Source organism: Idiomarina seosinensis (genome assembly GCF_044797955.1).
GTDB classification, from domain to species: domain Bacteria; phylum Pseudomonadota; class Gammaproteobacteria; order Enterobacterales; family Alteromonadaceae; genus Idiomarina; species Idiomarina seosinensis_A.
The window spans coordinates 1732475-1752715 of the sequence record NZ_CP085211.1 but is presented as its reverse complement, the minus strand read 5'-3'; the positions used below and the strand labels follow the sequence as shown (position 1 = coordinate 1752715).

Below are 20241 nucleotides of genomic sequence, written 5' to 3'. Positions count from 1 at the left end.
GTGATTGGTTGTCTTCCCCTTGTCGCGCGTTTAGTTCAAATTTTTACCTCTTAAGCTTGCTGCTTTGCCAGATATACTGCGGGTTAATCGACTTATGACCAATCAGGGATATTTTTGATGAGCTATCAAGTTCTGGCAAGAAAATGGCGGCCGGCACAATTTTCACAGGTTGTTGGTCAGCAACACGTGTTAAGGCCGCTGCAACATGCGCTGGAAAATAATCGGCTGCACCATGCCTACCTTTTTACCGGCACCCGTGGTGTTGGTAAAACGTCCATTGCACGGTTACTGGCAAAGGCCTTAAATTGTGAGACAGGCGTTACTTCGCAGCCTTGCGGAGAATGCCAGACCTGTCGTGATATTGAACAGGGCCGATTTGTCGATCTATTAGAAATTGATGCGGCGTCGCGGACAAAAGTAGAAGATACCCGGGAGCTTTTGGATAACGTTCAATACCGCCCGACGCAGGGTCGATTTAAAGTCTACCTCATTGACGAAGTCCACATGTTGTCCCGCCATAGCTTTAATGCGCTATTAAAAACCCTTGAAGAGCCGCCGGAACACGTGAAGTTCCTGTTAGCCACAACAGACCCGCAAAAGCTGCCGGTTACTGTTGTGTCCCGTTGCCTGCAATTTAACCTGAGGGCGCTGACGCAAGACTTAATTAGCGAGCAGCTGCGTCGGGTGTTAGGAGAGGAAGGTATTAATGCAGACAACGAGGCGTTAAGACTAATTGCCCGCGCTGCTAGTGGCAGCATGCGCGATGGCCTTAGCCTGACTGATCAGGCGATTGCTCAAGGAGCCGGCGCTGTTCAGTTAGAAAGTGTGCAACAGATGCTGGGCAACGTTCCGCGGGCGGATGTGGTTGGCTTGCTGGATGCTATTTCTGATGGCGAAGCAAATAAAGCCTTTAATCTGTTTGAACAAATGTCGGCGGTGGTGCCGGATATCAGCGTTTTATTAACGGAACTACAGGCACTGCTGCACCGACTGGCACTTATTCAACAAATACCGTCACTGGCAACAGAAGAAGAGCAGCAAACCAGCAAAAGTTTATTACGGAAATTACCGGCGGAGGTGATACAGCTGTATTACCGGCTGGTCATTGAAGGCCGCAAAGAGCAGCCGTTTGCCGTTGACGAGCGAGCCGGCGTGGAAATGACACTGCTGCGATTACTTGCGTTTAAACCAATGTCTGATGATGGCTTGGTAGATTTAGGCGGCGAACCAGATTCGCCAGCCACTAACATACCGACGCCGCCAGAACCCGTGGCAGAAGTATCTTCGGAACCGGGTCCGGCTTCTGATCTTGACGACCTGCTTAAGATGCGCGAGCAGCTTGCATCCGCACAGCAGCGTACCGAGTCCTCTGTGCCAACTGATTTTGTGTCTACTGACAGTAACGAGCAAAAAAAAAAGCCTGAAGTAGGTCAGTCTTTAGCAGATGATTTAGCTGCGCAGTTACCCGAGTTTAATGAGCAGATTCGCAAAGCGGAGCAGGTCGATGACTGGGCTGCTATGATTGCCGCGATGGAACTTAATGGTTTATCCCGGCAACTATTGCTCAATTCGAATTTGCGTAAAATTAGCGCGGACCAGTGGCAGATTGGCGTTGCCTCTGCACAACAAAGTTTAGTGAGTGAAGCTACCGTTCAGGCGGTTACTGAAGCGATGCGGGATATGGTAAGCCGGCAAGGTAATTTTGAGGTTGTGGTTGAAGAACCCGGTTACCCGACCCCATTAATGATCCAGCAATCGATCGATGCTTACCGGCATCAGCTTGCGGTACAATGGATCCATACGGACGCCGGTATCAATGAGTTAAAGCAGCGATTTGCTGCACAAGTTGTAGAATCTTCTATATCAGCGGTTTAAAAAGAGGAAGCGAATATGTTTAAAGGTGGAATGGGCAATATGATGAAGCAGGCGCAGCAGATGCAGGAGCGCATGCAACAGGTCCAGGAAGAAATCGCCAATATGGAAGTGACTGGCGAAGCCGGTGCCGGGCTGGTAAAAATTACCATGCTGGGAAACCACAATGTTAAGCGAGTAGCGATTGATCCCAGCCTTCTGGAAGATGACCAGGAAATGCTCGAGGACCTAATTGCAGCGGCTACCAACGACGCGGTCCGGCGGGTTGAAGAAACCAGTAAAGAAAAGATGGCGGATGTAACAGGTGGCATGGGCTTGCCTCCTGGCTTTAAGATGCCATTTTAGGTCGGTCAGAAAAAATGACAAAAGCTGGCATCAGTCCGGCCATTGACGCCCTGGTAGATGACTTAAAGCGGTTACCGGGCGTCGGCCAAAAGACAGCTCAGCGAATGGGCTTTTACTTACTCGAGCGTGATCGTGAAGGCGCAACAGCGCTAGCTAATAGTCTTCGCGAAGCTGTTGAGCGGGTTGGTCATTGCGAAAATTGCCGAACCCTGACTGAAGAGTCTGTGTGCCGAATCTGCGCCAACAGCAGGCGTCGCGAGAGCGGTGTCATCTGCGTAGTCGAAACCCCGGCAGATGTGTTAGCTGTAGAGCAGACGTCACAATTTCAGGGGCGCTATTATGTGCTGATGGGGCATCTTTCGCCGCTGGATGGGATAGGCCCTGCTGATATTGGCCTCGACGAACTGGAGAGGCAGTTGCGGCAAGACTCTGTGAGCGAAGTGATACTCGCTACCAACCCAACGGTAGAGGGTGATGCCACCGCTCACTATATTGCTGATATCGCGGAGCAGCTCAGTATTAACACCACGCGTATCGCTCATGGTGTGCCCGTCGGCGGCGAGCTGGGCTATGTTGATCAAACCACATTAGGTCATGCCTTTAGCGGCCGGAAACAATTCTCGCGTTAATCCAGACGCGGCGCCTTGAAATTTTTCCTATCGTCCCCACTTTTAACTGCACTAGCAAGGTGACACGATAGGAGAAACACACTATGGCGGAAGCCGGTCAAACAGAAAAACATGGGTTTCAGACAGAAGTAAAACAACTTTTGCACCTGATGGTCCATTCCCTCTATTCCAACAAAGAAATTTTCTTACGTGAGCTTGTGTCTAATGCCTCCGACGCAGCTGATAAGTTACGTTTTAAAGCCTTGAGTGACAATTCACTCTACGGTGATGACAGCGAACTACACGTACGCATTTCGTTTGATAAAGAAGCCCGCACAGTCACTATCAGTGACAATGGTGTCGGCATGACCCGCGACGAAGTGATGAATCATTTGGGAACAATCGCTAAGTCCGGTACGGCTGACTTTTTTGGGCAGTTATCTGGTGATCAGGCGAAAGACAGTCAACTTATTGGTCAATTTGGTGTCGGTTTTTATTCTGCCTTTATCGTTGCTGACGAAGTGGTAGTGCGTACCCGGTCGGCCTTTGATAAAGGCAGCATTGGCGTTGAATGGCGCTCTAAAGGTGAGGGCGAGTTCGAAATTACCGAAACTGAAAAAGCCCGCCGTGGCACCGACATCATTCTGCATTTAAAAGAAGACGAAGATGAGTTTTTGGACGATTTTCGTCTGCGCGGCATTGTCAATAAATACTCTGAGCACTTGAGTATTCCAGTACAAATGTGGAAGGAGCCGGTTCCTGAACAAGAAAATGAAGAAGGTGAAAAGACACCAGCAGAGCCCGGCCGCTGGGAGACTATAAACTCAGGCCAGGCTCTTTGGACGCGGGAAAAGTCAGACATTTCTGACGACGAATACAAAGAGTTTTATAAAACGGTTGCTCATGATTTTGATGATCCGCTGCTGTGGAGCCACAACAAGGTCGAGGGTACAACGGAGTATACGAGTCTGCTCTATATCCCGAAACGTGCGCCCTGGGATTTGTGGAACCGTGAGCAGCAGCACGGTGTAAAACTGTATGTGAAGCGCGTATTTATTATGGACGATGCTGAGCAGTTAATGCCGACTTATCTGCGCTTTGTGAAAGGGCTTATTGATACTAATGATTTGCCGTTAAACGTTTCGCGTGAGATTTTACAGGACAACAAAATCACTCGTTCGATGCGCAATGGCAGCACTAAAAAAGTATTACAGATGCTGAAAAAGCTGGCTAAAGATGATGCTGAGTCTTATCAGCAGTTCTGGGATACTTTTGGTAACGTTATCAAAGAAGGTCCGGCTGAAGATCAGCCCAATCGCGAACGTATTGCGGAGCTATTGCGTTTTGCCTCAAGCGAGAACGATTCGGCTGTACAAAACGTCAGCCTCGATCAGTATATCGAGCGGATGAAGGAAGGTCAGGACAAAATTTATTACATTGTTGCTGATAGTTATGAAGCAGCAAAAAATAACCCGGCACTGGAAATTTTCAATAAAAAAGGTGTCGAAGTACTGCTGTTATCCGAGCGCATTGATGAATGGCTTATGAGCCACCTGACCGAGTTCAAAGAAAAGTCGCTGCAATCAGTTACCCGTGGTGATCTGGATCTTGGTGAACTTGATGATGAGCAAGATAAACAAGAGCAGGAGCAGGCAGAAGAGTCGTTTAAAGATCAGATTAAGCGGTTTGAAGAAGCCCTCGGTGAGCGGGTTAAAAAAGTCCGTGTTACTCATCGCTTAACGGATTCTCCGGCATGCATTATCACTGATGAGAATGACATGAGTACACAGATGGCAAAATTAATGGAGGCGGCAGGGCAGCCGGTTCCGGAAACCAAATACATTTTGGAAGTTAATCCCGGCCATCCATTAGTTGAAAAAATGACAGCCAAAGACGACAGAGAGTTCAGCCAATGGGCCGAAGTATTGCTTGATCAGGCAACGTTAGCGGAGCGGGGTAGCCTGAAAGATCCTGCCTCGTTTGTCAGCAAACTGAACAAGTTGATGCTAAACGTCTAATACCGCAAAAAAACGCCGTAGTTTATCAGGCTACGGCGTTTGTTCCCGCTTGTAATAACGCCCGCATCGGGGTACAGTTCTGAGCAAACTTTTCAATAAAAAATGAGGCTGTGTATGCGCATCATTCTATTAGGTGCCCCTGGAGCAGGAAAAGGAACCCAAGCTCAGTTTTTGATGACGACCTTCGGTATTCCACAGATTTCTACTGGCGATATGTTGCGTTCCGCAATCAAGTCAGGCTCTGAGTTAGGTAAAAAAGCAAAGCAGGTGATGGATGCCGGTCAGCTGGTGTCTGATGAGATTATTATTGAGTTAGTAAAAGAGCGGATTGCCGAGCCTGATTGCCAGAATGGCTTTTTGTTAGACGGATTTCCGCGGACTATCCCACAAGCTGATGCAATGCGTGAGCAGGGCATAGAAGTGGATTACGTGCTCGAGTTTTCGGTTCCGGACGAGGTTATTGTAGAGCGCATGAGCGGCCGCCGTGTTCACCCCGGTTCTGGTCGTGTTTACCATGTTGAGCATAATCCGCCAAAGGTTGAGGGTAAAGACGACGAAACGGGCGAAGACCTGGTAATCCGCCCGGATGATCAGGAACAAACTGTGCGCAAGCGCCTGTCGGTTTATCATGAGCAAACCGAACCTTTAGTTGAATATTATAAAAAATTATCTGCAGAAGGCGAAACCGAGTACCATGAAATTGATGGCACTCAACCCGTAGAGCAAGTGAGCAAAGAGCTCGGTAAGTTATTGCAAAAATAAGCGCACTGCAAGCTGACGTTCTCGATCAGGGCTCACTTAGTGTGGGCCCTTTTTTATTAATTCAGGTGGATGATGCAACAAATCAGTGAGGGTATTTACCATTGGCCAGCCGCTCAGGATAAAGCTGAGGTGGTTATTTTGCTGCATAGCTCGCAAAGTGCCAGTTCGCAGTGGCGCAGCTTAATTAAGGATTTGAGCGGAAACTTTCATCTTATAGCCGTAGACTTGTTAGGTTATGGGCAGGCTCCGAAAGTTGATAAACAACCACATTTTCGGCTAGCGGACGAAGCTGAGCGGGTCAAAACAGCATTACAGCAGCTGGGTTTTAGTCAACCGGCGATAATAGTTGGTCACTCTTACGGTGGAGCTCTGGCTCTAAAAATGGCCGCGGACGAATCGATCGCAGTGAAAAAACTGGCTCTATACGAGCCGGTATCTTTTCATGTATTACCTGAAGACTCCCCGGGTATGATTGAAATTCGCGAAATTAACGACGCAATGCACGGGGCCGATGCGCGTGCATGCACACGCACGTTTGTTGATTACTGGAATCAACCGGGCTACTTCGATGCGCTGCCGGAAAAAATTCAGGCATTGATGACAAAGCAAGCCGACAAAGTGGCACTGGATTTTGACGCTTTACTGGGAGAACCTCTGGAGTTAAGTGATTATGCCCGGGTAGAGAAACCAGTCTTACTGATGACCGGGGAATATACCCGCCGCAGTGCTAAAGCTGTGGTGAAAGCTTTATCCGATGCTTTGCCCGACGTAGAAAAAGTTGAAGTAGCAGCTGGACATATGGGGCCTCTAACACACCCGGCTGAAGTTAACCCGGTATTAGTAAACTTCATCCAACGGAACAGCTGATCTGATGGCGGTGGTGACTAAAGAACTGGTCAAGTTAGCCCGTTTAACGGGGCCGATATTAATAGCACAACTGACGCAGATGCTGATGAGTGTGGTAGATACGGTTATGGCCGGCCGCAAGGGCGCAGTTGATCTTGCCGCGGTATCTGTCGGCGGCAGTATTTTTGTCCCCATTACCTTGCTTATCTTCGGGCTGGCACTGGCTCTGGCACCTATTATTTCGCATTTTGATGGCGCTCGCCGGCATCGGCGAATAGCGAACATGTTGCAACAGGGTTTTTATGCCTGTGCCATTTTTGGGGTCATTGCGATGCTGGCGATGAGCGGCTCGTCCCACATACTGGATGCAATGGGGGTGGAGCCTGAATTCAGGGCAACGACTCTGGAGTACCTTTATTATATTGCCTTTGGTATTCCCGCTTTTGTTATTTATGTGGTACTACGGAATTTTTGCGAAGGCCTTGCTAACACCATGCCGTCTTTGGTGATTGGCTTAATTGGTTTAGCGGTTAATATACCGGCTAATTATATTTTTATTTACGGTCATTTTGGCGCACCGGAGTTGGGTGGTGCCGGTTGTGGGCTGGCATCAGCGCTTGTGTTGTGGGCCATGGCTATTTCAATGGCAATTTACGTTTTTACTGCCCGGCGTTATCAAAAATTACGGTTGTTGAGACGCTGGTATGCACCAAATTTTGATGATGTAGCTTATGTGGTACGTATTGGTTTTCCTATTTCCATGTCGTTATTTTTTGAAGTCAGTTTGTTTGCCATTATTGCGCTGCTAATTTCGCCGCTTGGGGCCGTGATTGTGTCTGCCCACCAGATTGCTCTTAACATTAGCTCACTTGTCTATATGGTACCGCTCAGTATTTCCATGGCAGTGACATTAAGGGTCGGCTTTGCGCTGGGGGCAGGCGAGCCCAAAAATGCCTTATTAAGTTTCAAACTGGCAATGTGGATTGGTGGTTTGTTTGCGGCCATTAATGGTTTGATTATGTGGCTGGCGGGACAATGGTTAGCCAGTCTCTATACGCCAAATGCAGAAATTATAAAACTAGCGGGTACGTTAATGGGGCTGGCCGCTATATTCACCTTATCGGATACTTTTCAAGCCATTGCGATGGGTACCCTGCGGGGCTATAAGGATACTAAGTATCCGATGGTCATGGCATTTATTTCCTACTGGCCATTCGGATTAAGTGTTGGCATGGTGCTGGGTTTGACCGATTGGGTTGTTCCGGCAATGGGAGCCGCCGGTTTTTGGATTGGTATTATCAGCGGCTTGTCTGTGGCTGCCGTCTTACTCAACGCGCGTCTTTACCGGGTGGCGCGGCGCTATCAACGCGAGCAGTTTCGGCAGCAGCTTAACAGTGCAGATTAATTTAACTGTTGCGCTGTTGTAAAACCTTCAGCACTGATTCTAAATCGGTATCTGAGGCATGCAGTACGACCAGTAAATGATATAAAAGGTCAGCGCTTTCATTAAGTAGCTCCTGCTGGTCATTTACTGCCGCAGCCAGCGCAACTTCAACTCCTTCTTCGCCAACTTTTTGCGCTGCACGCTTTACCCCTGCAGCCAGTAGTCTGGCCGTGTAGCTGTGTTCGGGATCCGCCGTTTTGCGACTACCAATCAGCTGATCGAGTTGTTGTAAAAATGGAGCGGGTGCAGCGGCAAAACAGCTCCAGGTGCCTAGATGACAGGTTGGTCCATGGGGGATTACTTGTGCCAGCAGGGCGTCTTGATCGCAGTCCTGGTAGATACCCCGCAACGCCAGTATGTTCCCGGAGCTCTCACCCTTAGTCCATAGCCTTTGCTTGCTGCGACTGAAAAAAGTCACTTTGCCTGATTGCAGCGTTGTCGCCAACGCCTCGGGATTCATGTAACCGGTCATCAACACTTCGCCGGTAAGCGAATGCTGAACCGTACAAGGCAGCAAGTTATCCATTTTTTGCCAGCTTAGCTGGTTGATATTGTCTTCAGTCAGTTGCATAAAGTCGATCCTGCGCAATAGGGCGAATACTAATCCCCTGGTCAGCCAGCTGCTGTTTTAAATCAGCCATAGTGATAAGGTTTTTATGAAATACTGATGCTGCGAGTGCACCGTCAACATTTGCCCGTTCAAAAACATCGCTAAAATGCTGGATTTTCCCCGCGCCGCCGGAAGCTATCAGCGGCACACTACACTGTTTCCGGATAGCCGCCAACTGCTTAATGTCGTAGCCCTGTCGAACACCGTCCTGGTTCATACAATTAAGTACAATCTCGCCGGCCCCGCGACCAATTACTTCGTTAACCCAGTCGCTGGTATCCCAGGCTGAGCGACGCGCTTTGCTCTGGTCTCCGGTAAATTGGTGAACCTCATAACGGCCAGAGTCTTCATTATAAAAACTATCAATGCCGATCACTACACACTGTTGGCCAAACTCATCAACCAGTTGGTTAATCAAGTCAGGATTTTGCAGTGCCGGAGAGTTAATTGAAATTTTGTCAGCGCCCATCGAGAGCAGGGTTTGTGCCTGCTGTTGGCTGCGGATACCGCCAGCAACCGTGAAGGGAATGTCAATTTCCCGAGCCACTCGTTCTACCCAGGATTTGTCCACAGTGCGACCGTCTGCCGAGGCAGTGATATCGTAAAAAACCAGCTCATCAGCACCGACTTCGGCGTACCGGGCCGCTAATGGCAAAATATCGCCCACGATTTCGTGATCGCGAAACTGCACACCTTTAACGACTTGCCCATCGCGAACGTCCAAACAGGGTATTATGCGTTTTGCCAGCATGCCAGGGCCTCCTGCAGTTCGAACTGTCCGGTTAATAATGACTTACCCAGAATAACAGAATCGCATTGAGCGGCTTTTAATTCGGCTAGGTCAGCTAATGAACTGACTCCGCCGGAAGCTTGCCATGCAATGTTCGGGTAGCGTGCTTTATAACGCCGGTACAGCTCAACATTAGAGCCGGTTAGGGTACCGTCCTTACTGATATCAGTACAGAGTACGTGACGGCAGCCCACATCCAGATACCGCTCTAACACATTATCCAGGGTCAAAGTACTTTGTTGCTGCCAGCCGTGGGTGGCAACCATCGCCTGGCCTTCGCTGTTAATGTTGACATCCAGCGCCAGTACAATAGCGTCAGGACCATAGTGACTCAACCAGCCACGGACTGTCTGCGGAGAGTTAACTGCCGTTGAGCCAATAACAACACGTTCTATACCGGCCTTGAATAGTTGCTCCAGATCGTCCTCATTGCGGATGCCGCCACCCGCCTGACAGCGCAAACCGGATAGCCGGGTAATGTCAGCAAGCAGCTGCTGCTGACGTTTGAGGGGATCCTTGGCGCCATCAAGATCGACCAAATGCAACCACTCAGCGCCTTGCTGATGGTAGTACTGAGCCTGCTGCAGAGGATCCAGATCATATTCGGTTTTTTGTCCGAAATCGCCTTGAAAAAGCCGGACTACCCGGCCATCAATTAAGTCCAGTGCTGGAATCAGCATAACGGCAGCTCCAAAAAACGTTGTAAAATGCGACGGCCCGCAGCACCGGAGCGCTCAGGATGAAATTGGGCGCCGATAAAATTATCTTTTTTAATCATAGCGGCGAATGGCTGATGATAGTGACAGCGAGCGATGGTGTACTGGTCTTCAGCCACGGCGAAACTGTGAACAAAATAGCAGTAGGGTGACTGCTCATCAGTTAATAAAGGATTATCGTTGACCGGCTCAATATTATTCCAGCCCATATGAGGCAGGGGTAAGGCATCGGTTTGCATCCGCTGAGTATTGGCCGGAATCACGTTAAGGCAGTTAACGTTGCCTTCTTCAGAGTGGCTGGTCAGCAGCTGCATACCCAGACAAATACCCAGGACGGGCTGAGTTAGGGACTGCAGCGGTTCAATCAGTTGTTTGTTTTCCAGGTTGCGCATGGCTGCGGCAGCGGTTCCCACGCCTGGTAAAATGACCCGGTCGGCATTTTTTATCAGCATTGCATCATCACTGATTGTTGGCTTAATGCCCAGCCGTTCCAGTGCAAACCGAACTGAGGTAAGGTTGGCACATTCTGTATCAACTATCACAAGGTTCATGCCAACATACCTTTACTGGATGGCAACTGGTTATCGCCGCTGGCGCTAACGGCTTGTCTTAATGCCCGACCAAATACTTTGAACAAACTTTCTACCTGGTGATGGCTATTACCTTCAGTTGTTGATAAGTGCAGGCTCATAGCCATAGCATCCGTCAAAGAGCGAAAAAAGTGCTCAACCATTTCCGTTGACAGCTCGCCCACTTTGTCGCGGGAAAAATCAGCCTGCCATTTTAAATAAGGTCGGCCTGATAAATCTATCAGGCATTCTGCCCGACATTCATCCATAGGCAGAGCAAAGCCAAAGCGGCCAATTCCGCGTTTGTCTCCTAAAGCCTGACGAAGCGCCTGACCTAACGCCAGGGCGGTATCTTCGACGGTGTGATGATCATCAATATGCAGATCACCCGTGACTTTTACAGTCAGAGCGATGCCGGCGTGGGTCGCAATTTGTTCCAGCATATGATCAAAAAAGCCAATGCCGGTACTGAACTCGTGCGGACCTTGAGCATCCAAATCCACAGCGATACTGATATCCGTTTCGCGTGTTGTCCGGACCACTTCAGCGCTGCGCGGGCGTTCGGTCAGCTGTCGACAAATGGCGTCCCAGTTAAGGCCGTTGCGTTGGTAACGAAGGCCGGCAATACCCATGCTCTGTGCTAATTGCAGGTCAGTTTCACGGTCTCCGATAACGTAGCTATCGGTAAAATCCACCAGGCCCTGCTGCAGGTAATGTTGTACCAGACCTAAGGCGGGTTTTCGGCAACTGCAATTATCGTCAGCAAAATGTGGACAAATAAGGACTTCTTCAAAAATAATGCCCTGGGACTCAAATAATTGCATCATTAACTGATGAGGCGCATCAAAATCGGCTTTGGGGAAGCTCTCGGTTCCCAGGCCATCCTGGTTTGATACCATAACTAATTTGTAACCGGCGTCCTGCAGTTTAAGTAAAGCAGGGACTACCCGGGGTTCAAAAACCAGTTTGTCGAGCCGGTCAAGTTGTTTATCAACGCTGGGTTCTTCAACCAGGGTACCGTCACGGTCAATAAATAACCAGCGCTGCTGTCGGGATGCCGTGTTACTCATAGCCTGTCTCCGTTTACAGAAGAAGAAAAAAAGTGATTAAAAAATTCCAGCAGTTGTTGATTTTCATCAGCACTGCCGATGCTAATTCTAACGCAGTTATCTAATCCTTTCTGGGCCGATTGGTTGCGTAGTAAAATTCCCTGGGCAGCGGCCGCTGCCACTAAGCGTTCAGCATTGTCTACCTGAATTAAGACAAAGTTAGTTGCGGACTTTGCCACTGTGTTTAAGCCAAGCTGCTGCAGTGACTTTAACAGCTTCTGGCGCTCGTCCAGTAGGTTGGCGACTTGCTGTTGGAGATGTTCAATTCCACTCTCAGCAAGAGCCTGGCAGGCTACCTGTACAGTAGGGTCCGGCAACGGATAAGGCGCTAAAACTTTCTTCAGGACATCTATTATTTCGGCATCAGCAAGGGCAAAGCCGCAGCGGGCACCGGCAAGAGCAAAGGCCTTTGATAACGTCCTAAGAATGACGAGATTGGGAAAACGTTTGAGCCAGCAGGTAAGCGTTTTGTCCGGACAAAACTCGATGTAAGCTTCATCCAGCACCACTAAAGTTTGCTCGGCGTGTTCTAATACCTGTTCGATATCAGCGCTGTTTAAGTTGTTGCCTAAGGGATTAGACGGCGAGCACAAAAATACCAGCTTACTGTCTTTTAGTGCTGGTAAAAGGCGTTTCAGGTCAAGTTGCCAGTTGCCAGGCAATAATGGAATTTCATTGACGCCGGCGCCCTGGGTCCGGGCCGAAATGGCATACATACCATAGGTTGGTGGACAAATAATAACTTCATCCCGGGCCGGTTCGCAAAAGGCCCGGATCAACAGGTCAATGGCTTCGTCCGAGCCCCGACAACTCAGTACTTGCGAGGGACTAACCCCGGCATAGTTGGCGTAACGGGTATTTAACTCGTCTGACTGAAAAGCCGGATAACGGTTAAGTTGACTACTGTCCATTTGATAGTCATTAACAAAGGGAGACTCGTTGGCGTTCAGCCAGACAGAACCGCCGATCATGCTGCGACGAGCTGACGCATAAGGTTCCAGTTCGGCTAAATGTGACCGTTGTAATTGCTGTGCAATGCTCATTCCAGGCCCTCCAGGCGAACCGTTACCGCACGCTTATGGGCGTCCAGTCCCTCAATTTCCGCGAGCCGGCTTATGGCTGCAGCCAGACCACTCAACCCTTGTTGTGTTGCTTCCTGAATGGTGTAGCGGCGATAAAAGTCGGTTAGCCCCAGGCTGCTGTAGTTACGCGCGTAACCATAAGTTGGCAGCACATGGTTGGTACCGGTTGCATAATCACCACCGGACTCCGGGGTATAATGGCCTAGAAAGATTGACCCGGCCGTTGTTAACCGGGGCAAATAATCTCGCGCGCGATCAAATTGCAGCGATAGGTGTTCGGGCGCGTAGCGCTCCGAAATAGCAATTGCATCAGCCAGCGAATCGGTAACCAGCAGGCGGCTATTGGCCAGCGCTTGTTTGATGATATCAGCGCGGGACAGTAACGCAGTTTGTTTAATAAGCTGCTGTTCAACCTCCTTCGCCAACTCTGCTGACGGAGTCAGTAACAGTACCTGCGAATCAGCGCCATGTTCGGCCTGAGATAGTAAGTCGGCAGCAACAAAAGCCGCATTGGCGCTGTCGTCGGCAATCACCAGTAACTCAGAAGGGCCGGCCGGCATATCAATGGCGACGCCGCTACTGTCTTGACTGACTTGCTGTTTTGCCTCAGTGACAAACGCATTGCCCGGACCAAAAATTTTATCAACGGCGCGGATGCTGTCGGTGCCGTAAGCAAGAGCGGCAACAGCCTGAGCGCCGCCGCATAAAATGATCTCATCAATTTGACAAAGTTCGGCTACGTAGACAATAGCTGGCGGAATACTGCCGTCACGCGCTGGCGGTGTAGCCAACACTTTGCGTGGACAACCGGCTAACTGCGCTGGGATTCCCAACATTAATGCGGTCGAAGGTAGTGTTGCGGTGCCGCCAGGGATGTATAAGCCGACCGAATTAATGGCCGCATAGCGCGACTCACAGATAACACCCGGTGCTGTTTCTACCTGAGTAGAACTGGGCTGCTGCGCCTGATGAAAGCGTTTAATGGTACCGTATGCAGTGTCGATCGCAGCTTTTGTTTCGCTATCGAGCAATTGTAAAGCCTGCTGTTTTTCCTCTGTGTTTAAGGTCAGGCTCTTAGCTTCCGGATAATCGAAGCGCTGCGTCAGCTGCAAAACTGCTTCATCCCCCTGCTGCCGGACCTGCTGCAAAATTTCGGCGACCGTGTTTTTGAGTCCTTCGGAACGGCTTTGCTTTGGGCGAGCGAGACGCGCAGCTTGTTCGGCTGCGGTAAGCCCGGACCACTGCTCAATGCTCAGTTGTACATCGGACATGACAATCTACCCCATCATTTTTTCAATAGGCAGCACTAAAATAGAGCTGCAGCCAATGGCTTTTAGATCTTCCATGGTTTCCCAAAATAGTTTTTCGGTACTGACCATGTGCACGGCAACTTGCTGGTCAGTATGGCTTAGCGGCAGCACTGTAGGAGTTTCGGCTCCGGGCAGCAAAGCAATAACTTGATCCAACTGATCTTTCGGCGCGTGCAGCATAATGTATTTGCTTTCCCGGGCAAGCTGCACACCGTCAATGCGCGGTAGTAATTGATCGATCATTGCCTGCTTATCAGTAGATAAGTCGTCGCTGCGCTGGATTAGCTGAGCCTGAGAACGAAAGATCACTTCTTTTTCGATCAAGCCGTTGGCTTCCAGCGTGGCACCGGTTGATACCAAATCACAAATCGCATCGGCAAGGCCGGCACGGGGGGCAACTTCAACGGAGCCGGTCAGGTTGACGTTTTTGGCCTTGATACCTTGCTGTTTCAAATAATGCTGTAATAAATACGGATAGGTACTGGCGATGCGCTTACCATTCAGATCGCTCAGCGATTGGTAGTCAGCCTCACGGGGTACAGCAATAGACAATCGGCAACCGCCAAAGTCAAGCGGACGTAATGACTTAAAGCCGGCGCCGGCAGCAACGGCCTCACGCTCCAGACGCACCTCTTCAAGTACGTTTTCGCCGACCAGGCCCAAGTCGACCACTCCGTCCATAACCAGACCCGGGATGTCATCATCGCGAACGCGCAGCAGATCAATGGGGTGACTGGTACTGTGAGCAATCAAGCGGGCTTCATTAAGGCTGAATTTAACACCGCAGGCATTAAGTAGTGCGATAGACTCTTTACTTAAGCGTCCTGATTTTTGAATAGCAATGGTCAAACGTTCGGTCATAACGACTCCTAATAGAAAAACCCCTCGAAAGTTTGCCTTTCGAGGGGTTGTATAGTCATGCGAAAGGCTAGCGTTTTGTGGCTAGCCAAGAAGCAAATAGCTGGCTAACCCAAATAAAACCAATGATGATGGTGGTGAGTACGCGGCTTAATTTGCATCTTTAGCTCCGTGGTGATGTAACTAATAAGTCAGTTGTATAGAAGGATACTTAACTATTTTAAGAAAGCAACCCCACAGCTTATTATTTTTAGTCTATAGTTGGTTAAAGTTTAGCCGATAGGAGTTCAGGTTGTCGACTGCAATGGCAGCTAAGTTTCCTTTAGCCGGTGCTTTAGGTTAATAAAAGAGAGGTTATCTGTGGCTAATTTTGATGCGATGGTACCTTTGATTCCAAAAGATTCACGGATACCGATAGAGCAAAACCGCGACTCGCTGCGCATCCATCAGGTGCAGCGTGCGCAGGCGATCGAAAAAATCAAAGAGGAAGAGAGTAACTCGATTACTGAGCGGGACGAACGCAGCCAACATCATCAGCAGATGCAGCACAATCAACAGCAGAACGAGCAAGGACAGTCAGCAGCTGAGCCTGAGAGCGAAGGACAGGACAGCGACGGCCATATCGACACCTACGCTTAAACGACACTTTGCCTAACTGTCCTGCCTGACAGCATTTAAAGGCTGTGCCATAATATCCCGTCTTTTTATTTTTTGCTGTTCCGGATTCGCTGCCATCATGACTCAAGTCGCTAATGTTTTTAAAGCTCAAGGTTCTTTATCCTCAGCGATAGAAGGTTTCCAGCCACGCGATGCGCAATTAAAAATGGCGACAGCAATTGAGTCCACTATCAAAACCAGCGGTCAGCTGGTGGTCGAAGCAGAAACTGGAACGGGGAAGACCTTTGCCTATCTGGCTCCAATTTTACTGACAAAAGACAAAGCCGTTATTTCAACCGGCACAAAAAACCTGCAAGAGCAGCTTTTTCATCGCGATCTACCACGACTGCGCAAAGCCCTGGCGCCGAAAAAAGTCATTGCCCTGCTCAAAGGGCGTGCCAACTATTTGTGTATCTATCGGTTAGAGCAGGCGCAGCAGCAGGCAGGGCAGTTTTCGCCGGTAGTGCAAAGCCAGCTATTAAAAGTAAAACGCTGGGCAACCATGACCCGTAGCGGTGATATTGGCGAATTGAATGAATTGCAGGAAGATGCACATGCGATGTCGCTGGTGACCAGTACCAAAGATAATTGCCTGGGTAAAGAATGTCCTGTTTACGATGACTGTCATTTAGTGCAGGCACGGGAAGAAGCCAGAAAAGCTGATATTGTGGTGGTTAACCATCATCTGTTCTTTGCTGATTTAGCGGTAAAAGATACCGGTTTTGGCGAAATTATTCCTGACAGTGAAGTGGTTGTCTTTGATGAAGCCCATCAGGTTCCGGATATAGCCAGTCAGTATTACGGCGAATCAATTTCCAGCCGGCAATTAATCGAATTGGCCGAGGAAGTGAGCCGTTTATGTTTGACTGAGCTTAAAGACCTTTCGCAGGCGACCCAAATGGCTCGGCTGTTTGAGCAAGTGGTAAAGGATTGGCGGCTACAGTTTCCCCGGGAACCAATGCGTGGTAACTGGAGAGAATGGCGCGAGCAGGCCGAGATGCCCGAAGCGACCGAACGTTTGCAGGAAAAATTAGAGCTGTTTCTGCAGGTTATAAAAACCGCGCGTGGAAGACATAAGGAAATGGACAGCCTGATTGAGCGCGGTGAACAATACCTGCAGCTCTGGAAACAGCTAATGGATACGCTGGAAACCGGTTACAGCTACTGGTTCGAAACCACAAACCGACACATTATTCTGCACCAGACGCCATTAAGCGTGGCAAAAAAATTCGGTGGTATGGTTAAGCATAGCCAGCGTGCCTGGATTTTTACCTCGGCTACGATTGCCGTTAATGAAAAGTTTGAGCATTTTACCCATAGACTGGGTTTATACGACGCCGAGACCCTGCTGCTGGCCAGTCCATTTGATTTCGCCCGTCAGGCGTTATTGTGTTTGCCGCGCTACCTGCCCGAAGCTAATGATATTGGCCGCCATAATCAACTGGTTAAAATCGCAGAACAGTGCATTCAGCATAACTACGGCGGTACCTTTTTGCTGTTTACCAGCCACCGTATGCTGCAGCAGATGGCATCGCATTTAAGAGATGTCCTGGAGCGGCCGGTTTTGGTGCAGGGTGATGCCGGAAAATCGGATCTGCTGCAGCAGTTTGCAGCGGCCGGCAACGCGGTACTGTTAGGTACTGCTTCGTTCTGGGAAGGTGTCGATGTGCGCGGAGATGCGTTGCGCTGTGTGATTATTGACAAACTGCCGTTTGCCTCGCCCGATGACCCCTTACTTAACGCGCGTGTCGAAGATGCAAGATTACGCGGCATTGATGCCTTTAATACCATACAGTTACCACAAGCGATTATTGCTTTAAAGCAAGGCGCAGGCCGGCTGATTAGAGATAGCGGAGATCGCGGCGTGTTACTGGTGTGTGATAATCGCTTAGTAAACCGTTATTACGGAGCGCGGTTTTTGAAAAGCTTACCGCCGATGACCCGAACGCGCTGTTTAACTAACGCCTTAAACTTTTTGCAAGAGAAAAACGATGACTGAGATATTACTGGCCATTGATACGGCTACAGAAAATTGTTCGGCGGCACTGCAGGTCGGCGATCGCGTTTATCAGCGGGTAGCGGAAAGCCCTCGTGAGCACTCGCAGCGGCTATTGCCGTTTGTACAAGAGCTTCTTAGCGAGGCTGACATAAGCTTGCAGCAATTACAGGGGCTGGTTGTGGGTAGCGGTCCGGGGAGTTTTACCGGGGTGCGGATAGCCATCTCTATTGCCCAGGGGTTAGCTTTCAGTCAACAGTTGCCGGTCTATCCTGTAAACAGTCTGCAGACTCTGGCTCAGCATGCCATTCGCAGTCACTCTGGTAAAGATGGTGCAGCCCATCCTGCGATTATTTTAAGCAGTATCGATGCGCGCATGGCTGAAATTTATTATGCCCTTTACGAAAATATAAATGGTATAGCCGTGCCCTTGACTGAGCCGGCGGTCGCCAAGCCCGGGCCCGAGCTGTTCCAGCAGCCGCTAGCGCAACTGCAGATCGATCAGGATACTGTCATTGCCGGGGCAGGTACGGGCTGGGACAGCTATCATGATTTATTAGCACAAAGCCTGCCTGGACCGGTTAATCTGCATCCAGACTGCCGATTGCCGGAAGCTAAAGATATGTTGAGTTTAGTACAGGCAAAACAGGTACAAGCCATCAGCGCTTCTGAACTGGAGCCGCTTTATGTTCGTAATGAAGTGACCTGGAAAAAACTGCCCGGGCGTTAATCGGTCAGTATAACTTGGCATTAGCGACTGAACTCGCCATAATAGAGGTAGTCAAATGATAGGTGAGAGCTGGTGAGATTAGATGGTTTAGGTGTACAGCCGTTTGAACGTTACCCGGGGCAACCGGCCGAAAAGCCGCGTCCGCAGGATAGCGTTAAAACCGAAGCGACGGACACTTTACGACGTAATGAAGTGGTGCCGGCTGCCGACTCCAGCCGCCAGCGTGCGCAGCGTTGGCAGCAGCTGAACACCTTTTATGATGAGCCTCCACAATCGTCGCGCCGGGCACTAGAAGCCTATCAGGGAATTCAGTTAAACGAACGGCGTGAGCAAGTGGAATCCATGTTTGGCGTTGATTTATACGCCTAACCGAATCAAGGTGGTGCATTATGAGATACGGTATAATGGTATTAGCCGCGTTGTTCTTAGCCGGCTGCAGTATGTTTCCCGATCCTATCGCGACAGAAAATGAAGACGCCTTAGTGAGTTATCAGTCAGCAGCCGAGAATAGCGAACAGGTGGTTGGCGAACGAGCCCGCTGGGGTGGCGTAATCGCTGACGTGCGCAATGGCGATGAAATGACCATTGTTGAAATGGTTCACTTTCCGTTAAAAAGCTGGGGTCGTCCGGTAGTAAGCGACGACACACAAGGTCGCTTCTTGGTTCTGGTTGACCGTTTTCTTGACCCGCAGGTTTATAAACAAGGCCGCAGCCTGACAGCTTTAGGTACTATTCGTGCTGCGCAATCGGGTAAAATCGACGATTACACTTATACTTATCCGGTTCTTGAAGCGGATGGTGTTTACTTGTGGGAAAAGCCAAAAGAAAAGATAGAAACGGGAATCGATTATTCGCCTCTGTGGTTCCGGCATAATTTTTATGCACCCTTTCCTTATCGGCCATACTACACGCCGCATCCTGTTGTTCGACCCACTGGCAACGAGAAAGACAGCGGTACAGAAAAACAATAATGCTTTCTGCTTACAGCAAGACACTGGCTGCAGCTAATGCAGTCAGTTATCGTCTGCCCTGGGGAACCATAAGAGGTCTTTGTTGGGGTAACCCCGGACAGGTTGCTGTTGTTTGTACTCATGGCTGGCTGGACAACGCACACAGTTTTTTACCTGTTGCCGAACATTGGGACACCAGGCAGGGCGCATTGATTGCGCTGGATTTCGCCGGTCATGGGCTATCGGATCATCGGCCCGCCGGGAACCACTATCACTTCATCGACTACGCTTATGACTTGTGGTTAATTATTCAGCAACAAGACTGGCAGAACCTGACCCTGGTGGGTCACTCAATGGGCGGTTTTGCCGCTAATATCGTAGCCAGCCTTTGCTCAGACAGGCTTAAGCACCTGATACTGATTGAAGCTTTCGGGTTAGTGGTGAGTGACGGTGAAGATGCACACCAACAACTACTGGATGGCTTTCAGTCACGGAGAAAATTAAGCTGCGGCCGCTGGCGCGATTATAGTGAATTGGCCAGCGCGGTTGATGCGCGTCTAAAAACCGCTGACTTTTCCAAAGAACTGGTGGAAATGCTATTGCAACGCGGCTGTTACCGAAACGCAAAAGGCCGTTGGCAGTGGCGCGCTGATCCTCAGGTTAAAAGCACGTCTCCTTACCGGCTACCGGCTGCGACAGTGGATCAGGTATTAGCAAAAATTGACGTGCCCGTGACTTTATTGCGCGGCGAAGCCGGTTATTCTAAGCTGGCTAACGCGGTAGAAAGATGGCAACACTGTATTGAGCAGCTGAACATTAATACACTACCTGGTGGCCACCATCTGCATATGGAAAGTCCACAAGCGATAGCGACATTATTGGCCAATATTTGCCGGGCCGAGTGACTAGGATTCACTGGTCGGATATGCGATGATTAACGACTAAATATCAGCATAATAACAATAAAAC

General features: G+C 49.6%; 21 protein-coding genes. 13 read left to right on the top strand and 8 right to left on the bottom strand.

Annotated features, from left to right (window positions below; genetic code table 11):
* Positions 1–117: 117 nt before the first annotated feature.
* The 7 genes from dnaX to LG288_RS08260 all read left to right on the top strand — a co-directional run bounded on the left by dnaX (position 118) and on the right by LG288_RS08260 (position 7856).
* A complete protein-coding gene (gene dnaX / locus LG288_RS08290) occupies positions 118–1875 on the top strand; it encodes a DNA polymerase III subunit gamma/tau (protein ID WP_404399742.1) in 1758 nt (585 codons plus the stop codon).
* Between the two features lie 15 nt (positions 1876–1890).
* Complete coding sequence (locus LG288_RS08285) at positions 1891–2217, top strand: YbaB/EbfC family nucleoid-associated protein (RefSeq protein ID WP_404399741.1); 327 nt, start codon at positions 1891–1893, stop codon at positions 2215–2217.
* A 14-nt stretch (positions 2218–2231) separates the two neighbouring features.
* Positions 2232–2846 (top strand): recombination mediator RecR, encoded by a 615-nt coding sequence (recR, locus tag LG288_RS08280; protein WP_404399740.1) that lies wholly within the window; start codon positions 2232–2234, stop codon positions 2844–2846.
* A gap of 83 nt (positions 2847–2929) precedes the next feature.
* A complete protein-coding gene (htpG, locus tag LG288_RS08275) occupies positions 2930–4843 on the top strand; it encodes a molecular chaperone HtpG (protein WP_404399739.1) in 1914 nt (637 codons plus the stop codon).
* Positions 4844–4957: 114 nt separating this feature from the next.
* A complete protein-coding gene (gene adk, locus LG288_RS08270) occupies positions 4958–5605 on the top strand; it encodes an adenylate kinase (RefSeq protein WP_404399738.1) in 648 nt (215 codons plus the stop codon).
* 69 nt (positions 5606–5674) lie between these two features.
* Positions 5675–6472 (top strand): alpha/beta fold hydrolase, encoded by a 798-nt coding sequence (locus tag LG288_RS08265; protein ID WP_404399737.1) that lies wholly within the window; start codon positions 5675–5677, stop codon positions 6470–6472.
* Between the two features lie 4 nt (positions 6473–6476).
* Positions 6477–7856: an MATE family efflux transporter gene (locus LG288_RS08260; protein WP_404399735.1), complete on the top strand. Its 1380-nt coding sequence runs from the start codon at positions 6477–6479 to the stop codon at positions 7854–7856.
* Position 7857: 1 nt separating this feature from the next.
* Here the strand turns inward: LG288_RS08260 and hisIE are convergent, their stop codons facing one another.
* Genes hisIE through hisG form a run of 8 tightly spaced genes read right to left on the bottom strand, consistent with a single transcriptional unit; the run spans position 7858 to position 14942 of the window.
* Positions 7858–8466, bottom strand: a complete 609-nt coding sequence (gene hisIE, locus LG288_RS08255; RefSeq protein WP_404399734.1) for a bifunctional phosphoribosyl-AMP cyclohydrolase/phosphoribosyl-ATP diphosphatase HisIE — start codon at positions 8464–8466, stop codon at positions 7858–7860.
* Positions 8453–9256 carry an imidazole glycerol phosphate synthase subunit HisF gene (gene hisF / locus LG288_RS08250; RefSeq protein ID WP_404399732.1) on the bottom strand — a complete coding sequence of 268 codons (804 nt, stop codon included), beginning with the start codon at positions 9254–9256 and terminating at the stop codon, positions 8453–8455. Before hisF ends, hisIE begins: the two co-directional genes overlap by 14 nt.
* A complete protein-coding gene (gene hisA / locus LG288_RS08245) occupies positions 9238–9975 on the bottom strand; it encodes a 1-(5-phosphoribosyl)-5-[(5-phosphoribosylamino)methylideneamino]imidazole-4-carboxamide isomerase (protein WP_404399731.1) in 738 nt (245 codons plus the stop codon). The genes hisF and hisA overlap by 19 nt, the downstream gene beginning before the upstream one ends.
* The gene (gene hisH, locus LG288_RS08240; protein WP_404399730.1) at positions 9969–10562 is read right to left on the bottom strand and encodes an imidazole glycerol phosphate synthase subunit HisH; all 594 of its coding nucleotides are present in this window, start codon (positions 10560–10562) and stop codon (positions 9969–9971) included. Before hisH ends, hisA begins: the two co-directional genes overlap by 7 nt.
* Complete coding sequence (gene hisB / locus LG288_RS08235; RefSeq protein ID WP_404399728.1) at positions 10559–11650, bottom strand: bifunctional histidinol-phosphatase/imidazoleglycerol-phosphate dehydratase HisB; 1092 nt, start codon at positions 11648–11650, stop codon at positions 10559–10561. The genes hisH and hisB overlap by 4 nt, the downstream gene beginning before the upstream one ends.
* Positions 11647–12732, bottom strand: a complete 1086-nt coding sequence (hisC, locus tag LG288_RS08230) for a histidinol-phosphate transaminase (protein WP_404399726.1) — start codon at positions 12730–12732, stop codon at positions 11647–11649. Before hisC ends, hisB begins: the two co-directional genes overlap by 4 nt.
* A complete protein-coding gene (hisD, locus tag LG288_RS08225) occupies positions 12729–14042 on the bottom strand; it encodes a histidinol dehydrogenase (RefSeq protein ID WP_404399725.1) in 1314 nt (437 codons plus the stop codon). The genes hisC and hisD overlap by 4 nt, the downstream gene beginning before the upstream one ends.
* Positions 14043–14048: 6 nt before the next feature.
* Positions 14049–14942 (bottom strand): ATP phosphoribosyltransferase, encoded by an 894-nt coding sequence (hisG, locus tag LG288_RS08220; protein WP_404399723.1) that lies wholly within the window; start codon positions 14940–14942, stop codon positions 14049–14051.
* 357 nt (positions 14943–15299) lie between these two features.
* Between hisG and LG288_RS08215 the strand changes: the two genes are divergently transcribed.
* The 6 genes from LG288_RS08215 to LG288_RS08190 all read left to right on the top strand — a co-directional run bounded on the left by LG288_RS08215 (position 15300) and on the right by LG288_RS08190 (position 20177).
* Positions 15300–15578 carry a hypothetical protein gene (locus LG288_RS08215; RefSeq protein ID WP_404399722.1) on the top strand — a complete coding sequence of 93 codons (279 nt, stop codon included), beginning with the start codon at positions 15300–15302 and terminating at the stop codon, positions 15576–15578.
* A 97-nt stretch (positions 15579–15675) separates the two neighbouring features.
* Entirely contained in the window at positions 15676–17595 is a 1920-nt protein-coding gene (locus tag LG288_RS08210) for an ATP-dependent DNA helicase (RefSeq protein ID WP_404399721.1), read from the top strand.
* A complete protein-coding gene (tsaB, locus tag LG288_RS08205; RefSeq protein ID WP_404399719.1) occupies positions 17588–18322 on the top strand; it encodes a tRNA (adenosine(37)-N6)-threonylcarbamoyltransferase complex dimerization subunit type 1 TsaB in 735 nt (244 codons plus the stop codon). The genes LG288_RS08210 and tsaB overlap by 8 nt, the downstream gene beginning before the upstream one ends.
* Positions 18323–18394: 72 nt before the next feature.
* The gene (locus LG288_RS08200; RefSeq protein ID WP_404399718.1) at positions 18395–18691 is read left to right on the top strand and encodes a hypothetical protein; all 297 of its coding nucleotides are present in this window, start codon (positions 18395–18397) and stop codon (positions 18689–18691) included.
* Positions 18692–18711: 20 nt separating this feature from the next.
* Positions 18712–19293, top strand: a complete 582-nt coding sequence (locus tag LG288_RS08195; protein ID WP_404399717.1) for a Slp family lipoprotein — start codon at positions 18712–18714, stop codon at positions 19291–19293.
* Entirely contained in the window at positions 19293–20177 is an 885-nt protein-coding gene (locus tag LG288_RS08190) for an alpha/beta fold hydrolase (protein ID WP_404399716.1), read from the top strand. The genes LG288_RS08195 and LG288_RS08190 overlap by 1 nt, the downstream gene beginning before the upstream one ends.
* Positions 20178–20241: the final 64 nt, after the last annotated feature.

Bases quoted from the DNA above. Each gene is read 5' to 3' on its own strand.
- recR (WP_404399740.1), top strand. From the start codon at position 2,232: ATGACAAAAGCTGGCATCAGTCCGGCCATTGACGCCCTGGTAGATGAC.
- hisA (WP_404399731.1), bottom strand. From the start codon at position 9,975: ATGCTGATTCCAGCACTGGACTTAATTGATGGCCGGGTAGTCCGGCTT.
- hisIE (WP_404399734.1), bottom strand. From the start codon at position 8,466: ATGCAACTGACTGAAGACAATATCAACCAGCTAAGCTGGCAAAAAATG.
- hisB (WP_404399728.1), bottom strand. From the start codon at position 11,650: ATGAGTAACACGGCATCCCGACAGCAGCGCTGGTTATTTATTGACCGT.
- LG288_RS08260 (WP_404399735.1), top strand. From the start codon at position 6,477: ATGGCGGTGGTGACTAAAGAACTGGTCAAGTTAGCCCGTTTAACGGGG.
- htpG (WP_404399739.1), top strand. From the start codon at position 2,930: ATGGCGGAAGCCGGTCAAACAGAAAAACATGGGTTTCAGACAGAAGTA.
- LG288_RS08285 (WP_404399741.1), top strand. From the start codon at position 1,891: ATGTTTAAAGGTGGAATGGGCAATATGATGAAGCAGGCGCAGCAGATG.
- hisF (WP_404399732.1), bottom strand. From the start codon at position 9,256: ATGCTGGCAAAACGCATAATACCCTGTTTGGACGTTCGCGATGGGCAA.
- LG288_RS08210 (WP_404399721.1), top strand. From the start codon at position 15,676: ATGACTCAAGTCGCTAATGTTTTTAAAGCTCAAGGTTCTTTATCCTCA.
- LG288_RS08190 (WP_404399716.1), top strand. From the start codon at position 19,293: ATGCTTTCTGCTTACAGCAAGACACTGGCTGCAGCTAATGCAGTCAGT.
- hisG (WP_404399723.1), bottom strand. From the start codon at position 14,942: ATGACCGAACGTTTGACCATTGCTATTCAAAAATCAGGACGCTTAAGT.
- adk (WP_404399738.1), top strand. From the start codon at position 4,958: ATGCGCATCATTCTATTAGGTGCCCCTGGAGCAGGAAAAGGAACCCAA.
- hisC (WP_404399726.1), bottom strand. From the start codon at position 12,732: ATGAGCATTGCACAGCAATTACAACGGTCACATTTAGCCGAACTGGAA.
- dnaX (WP_404399742.1), top strand. From the start codon at position 118: ATGAGCTATCAAGTTCTGGCAAGAAAATGGCGGCCGGCACAATTTTCA.
- tsaB (WP_404399719.1), top strand. From the start codon at position 17,588: ATGACTGAGATATTACTGGCCATTGATACGGCTACAGAAAATTGTTCG.
- LG288_RS08265 (WP_404399737.1), top strand. From the start codon at position 5,675: ATGATGCAACAAATCAGTGAGGGTATTTACCATTGGCCAGCCGCTCAG.
- hisD (WP_404399725.1), bottom strand. From the start codon at position 14,042: ATGTCCGATGTACAACTGAGCATTGAGCAGTGGTCCGGGCTTACCGCA.
- LG288_RS08195 (WP_404399717.1), top strand. From the start codon at position 18,712: ATGAGATACGGTATAATGGTATTAGCCGCGTTGTTCTTAGCCGGCTGC.
- hisH (WP_404399730.1), bottom strand. From the start codon at position 10,562: ATGAACCTTGTGATAGTTGATACAGAATGTGCCAACCTTACCTCAGTT.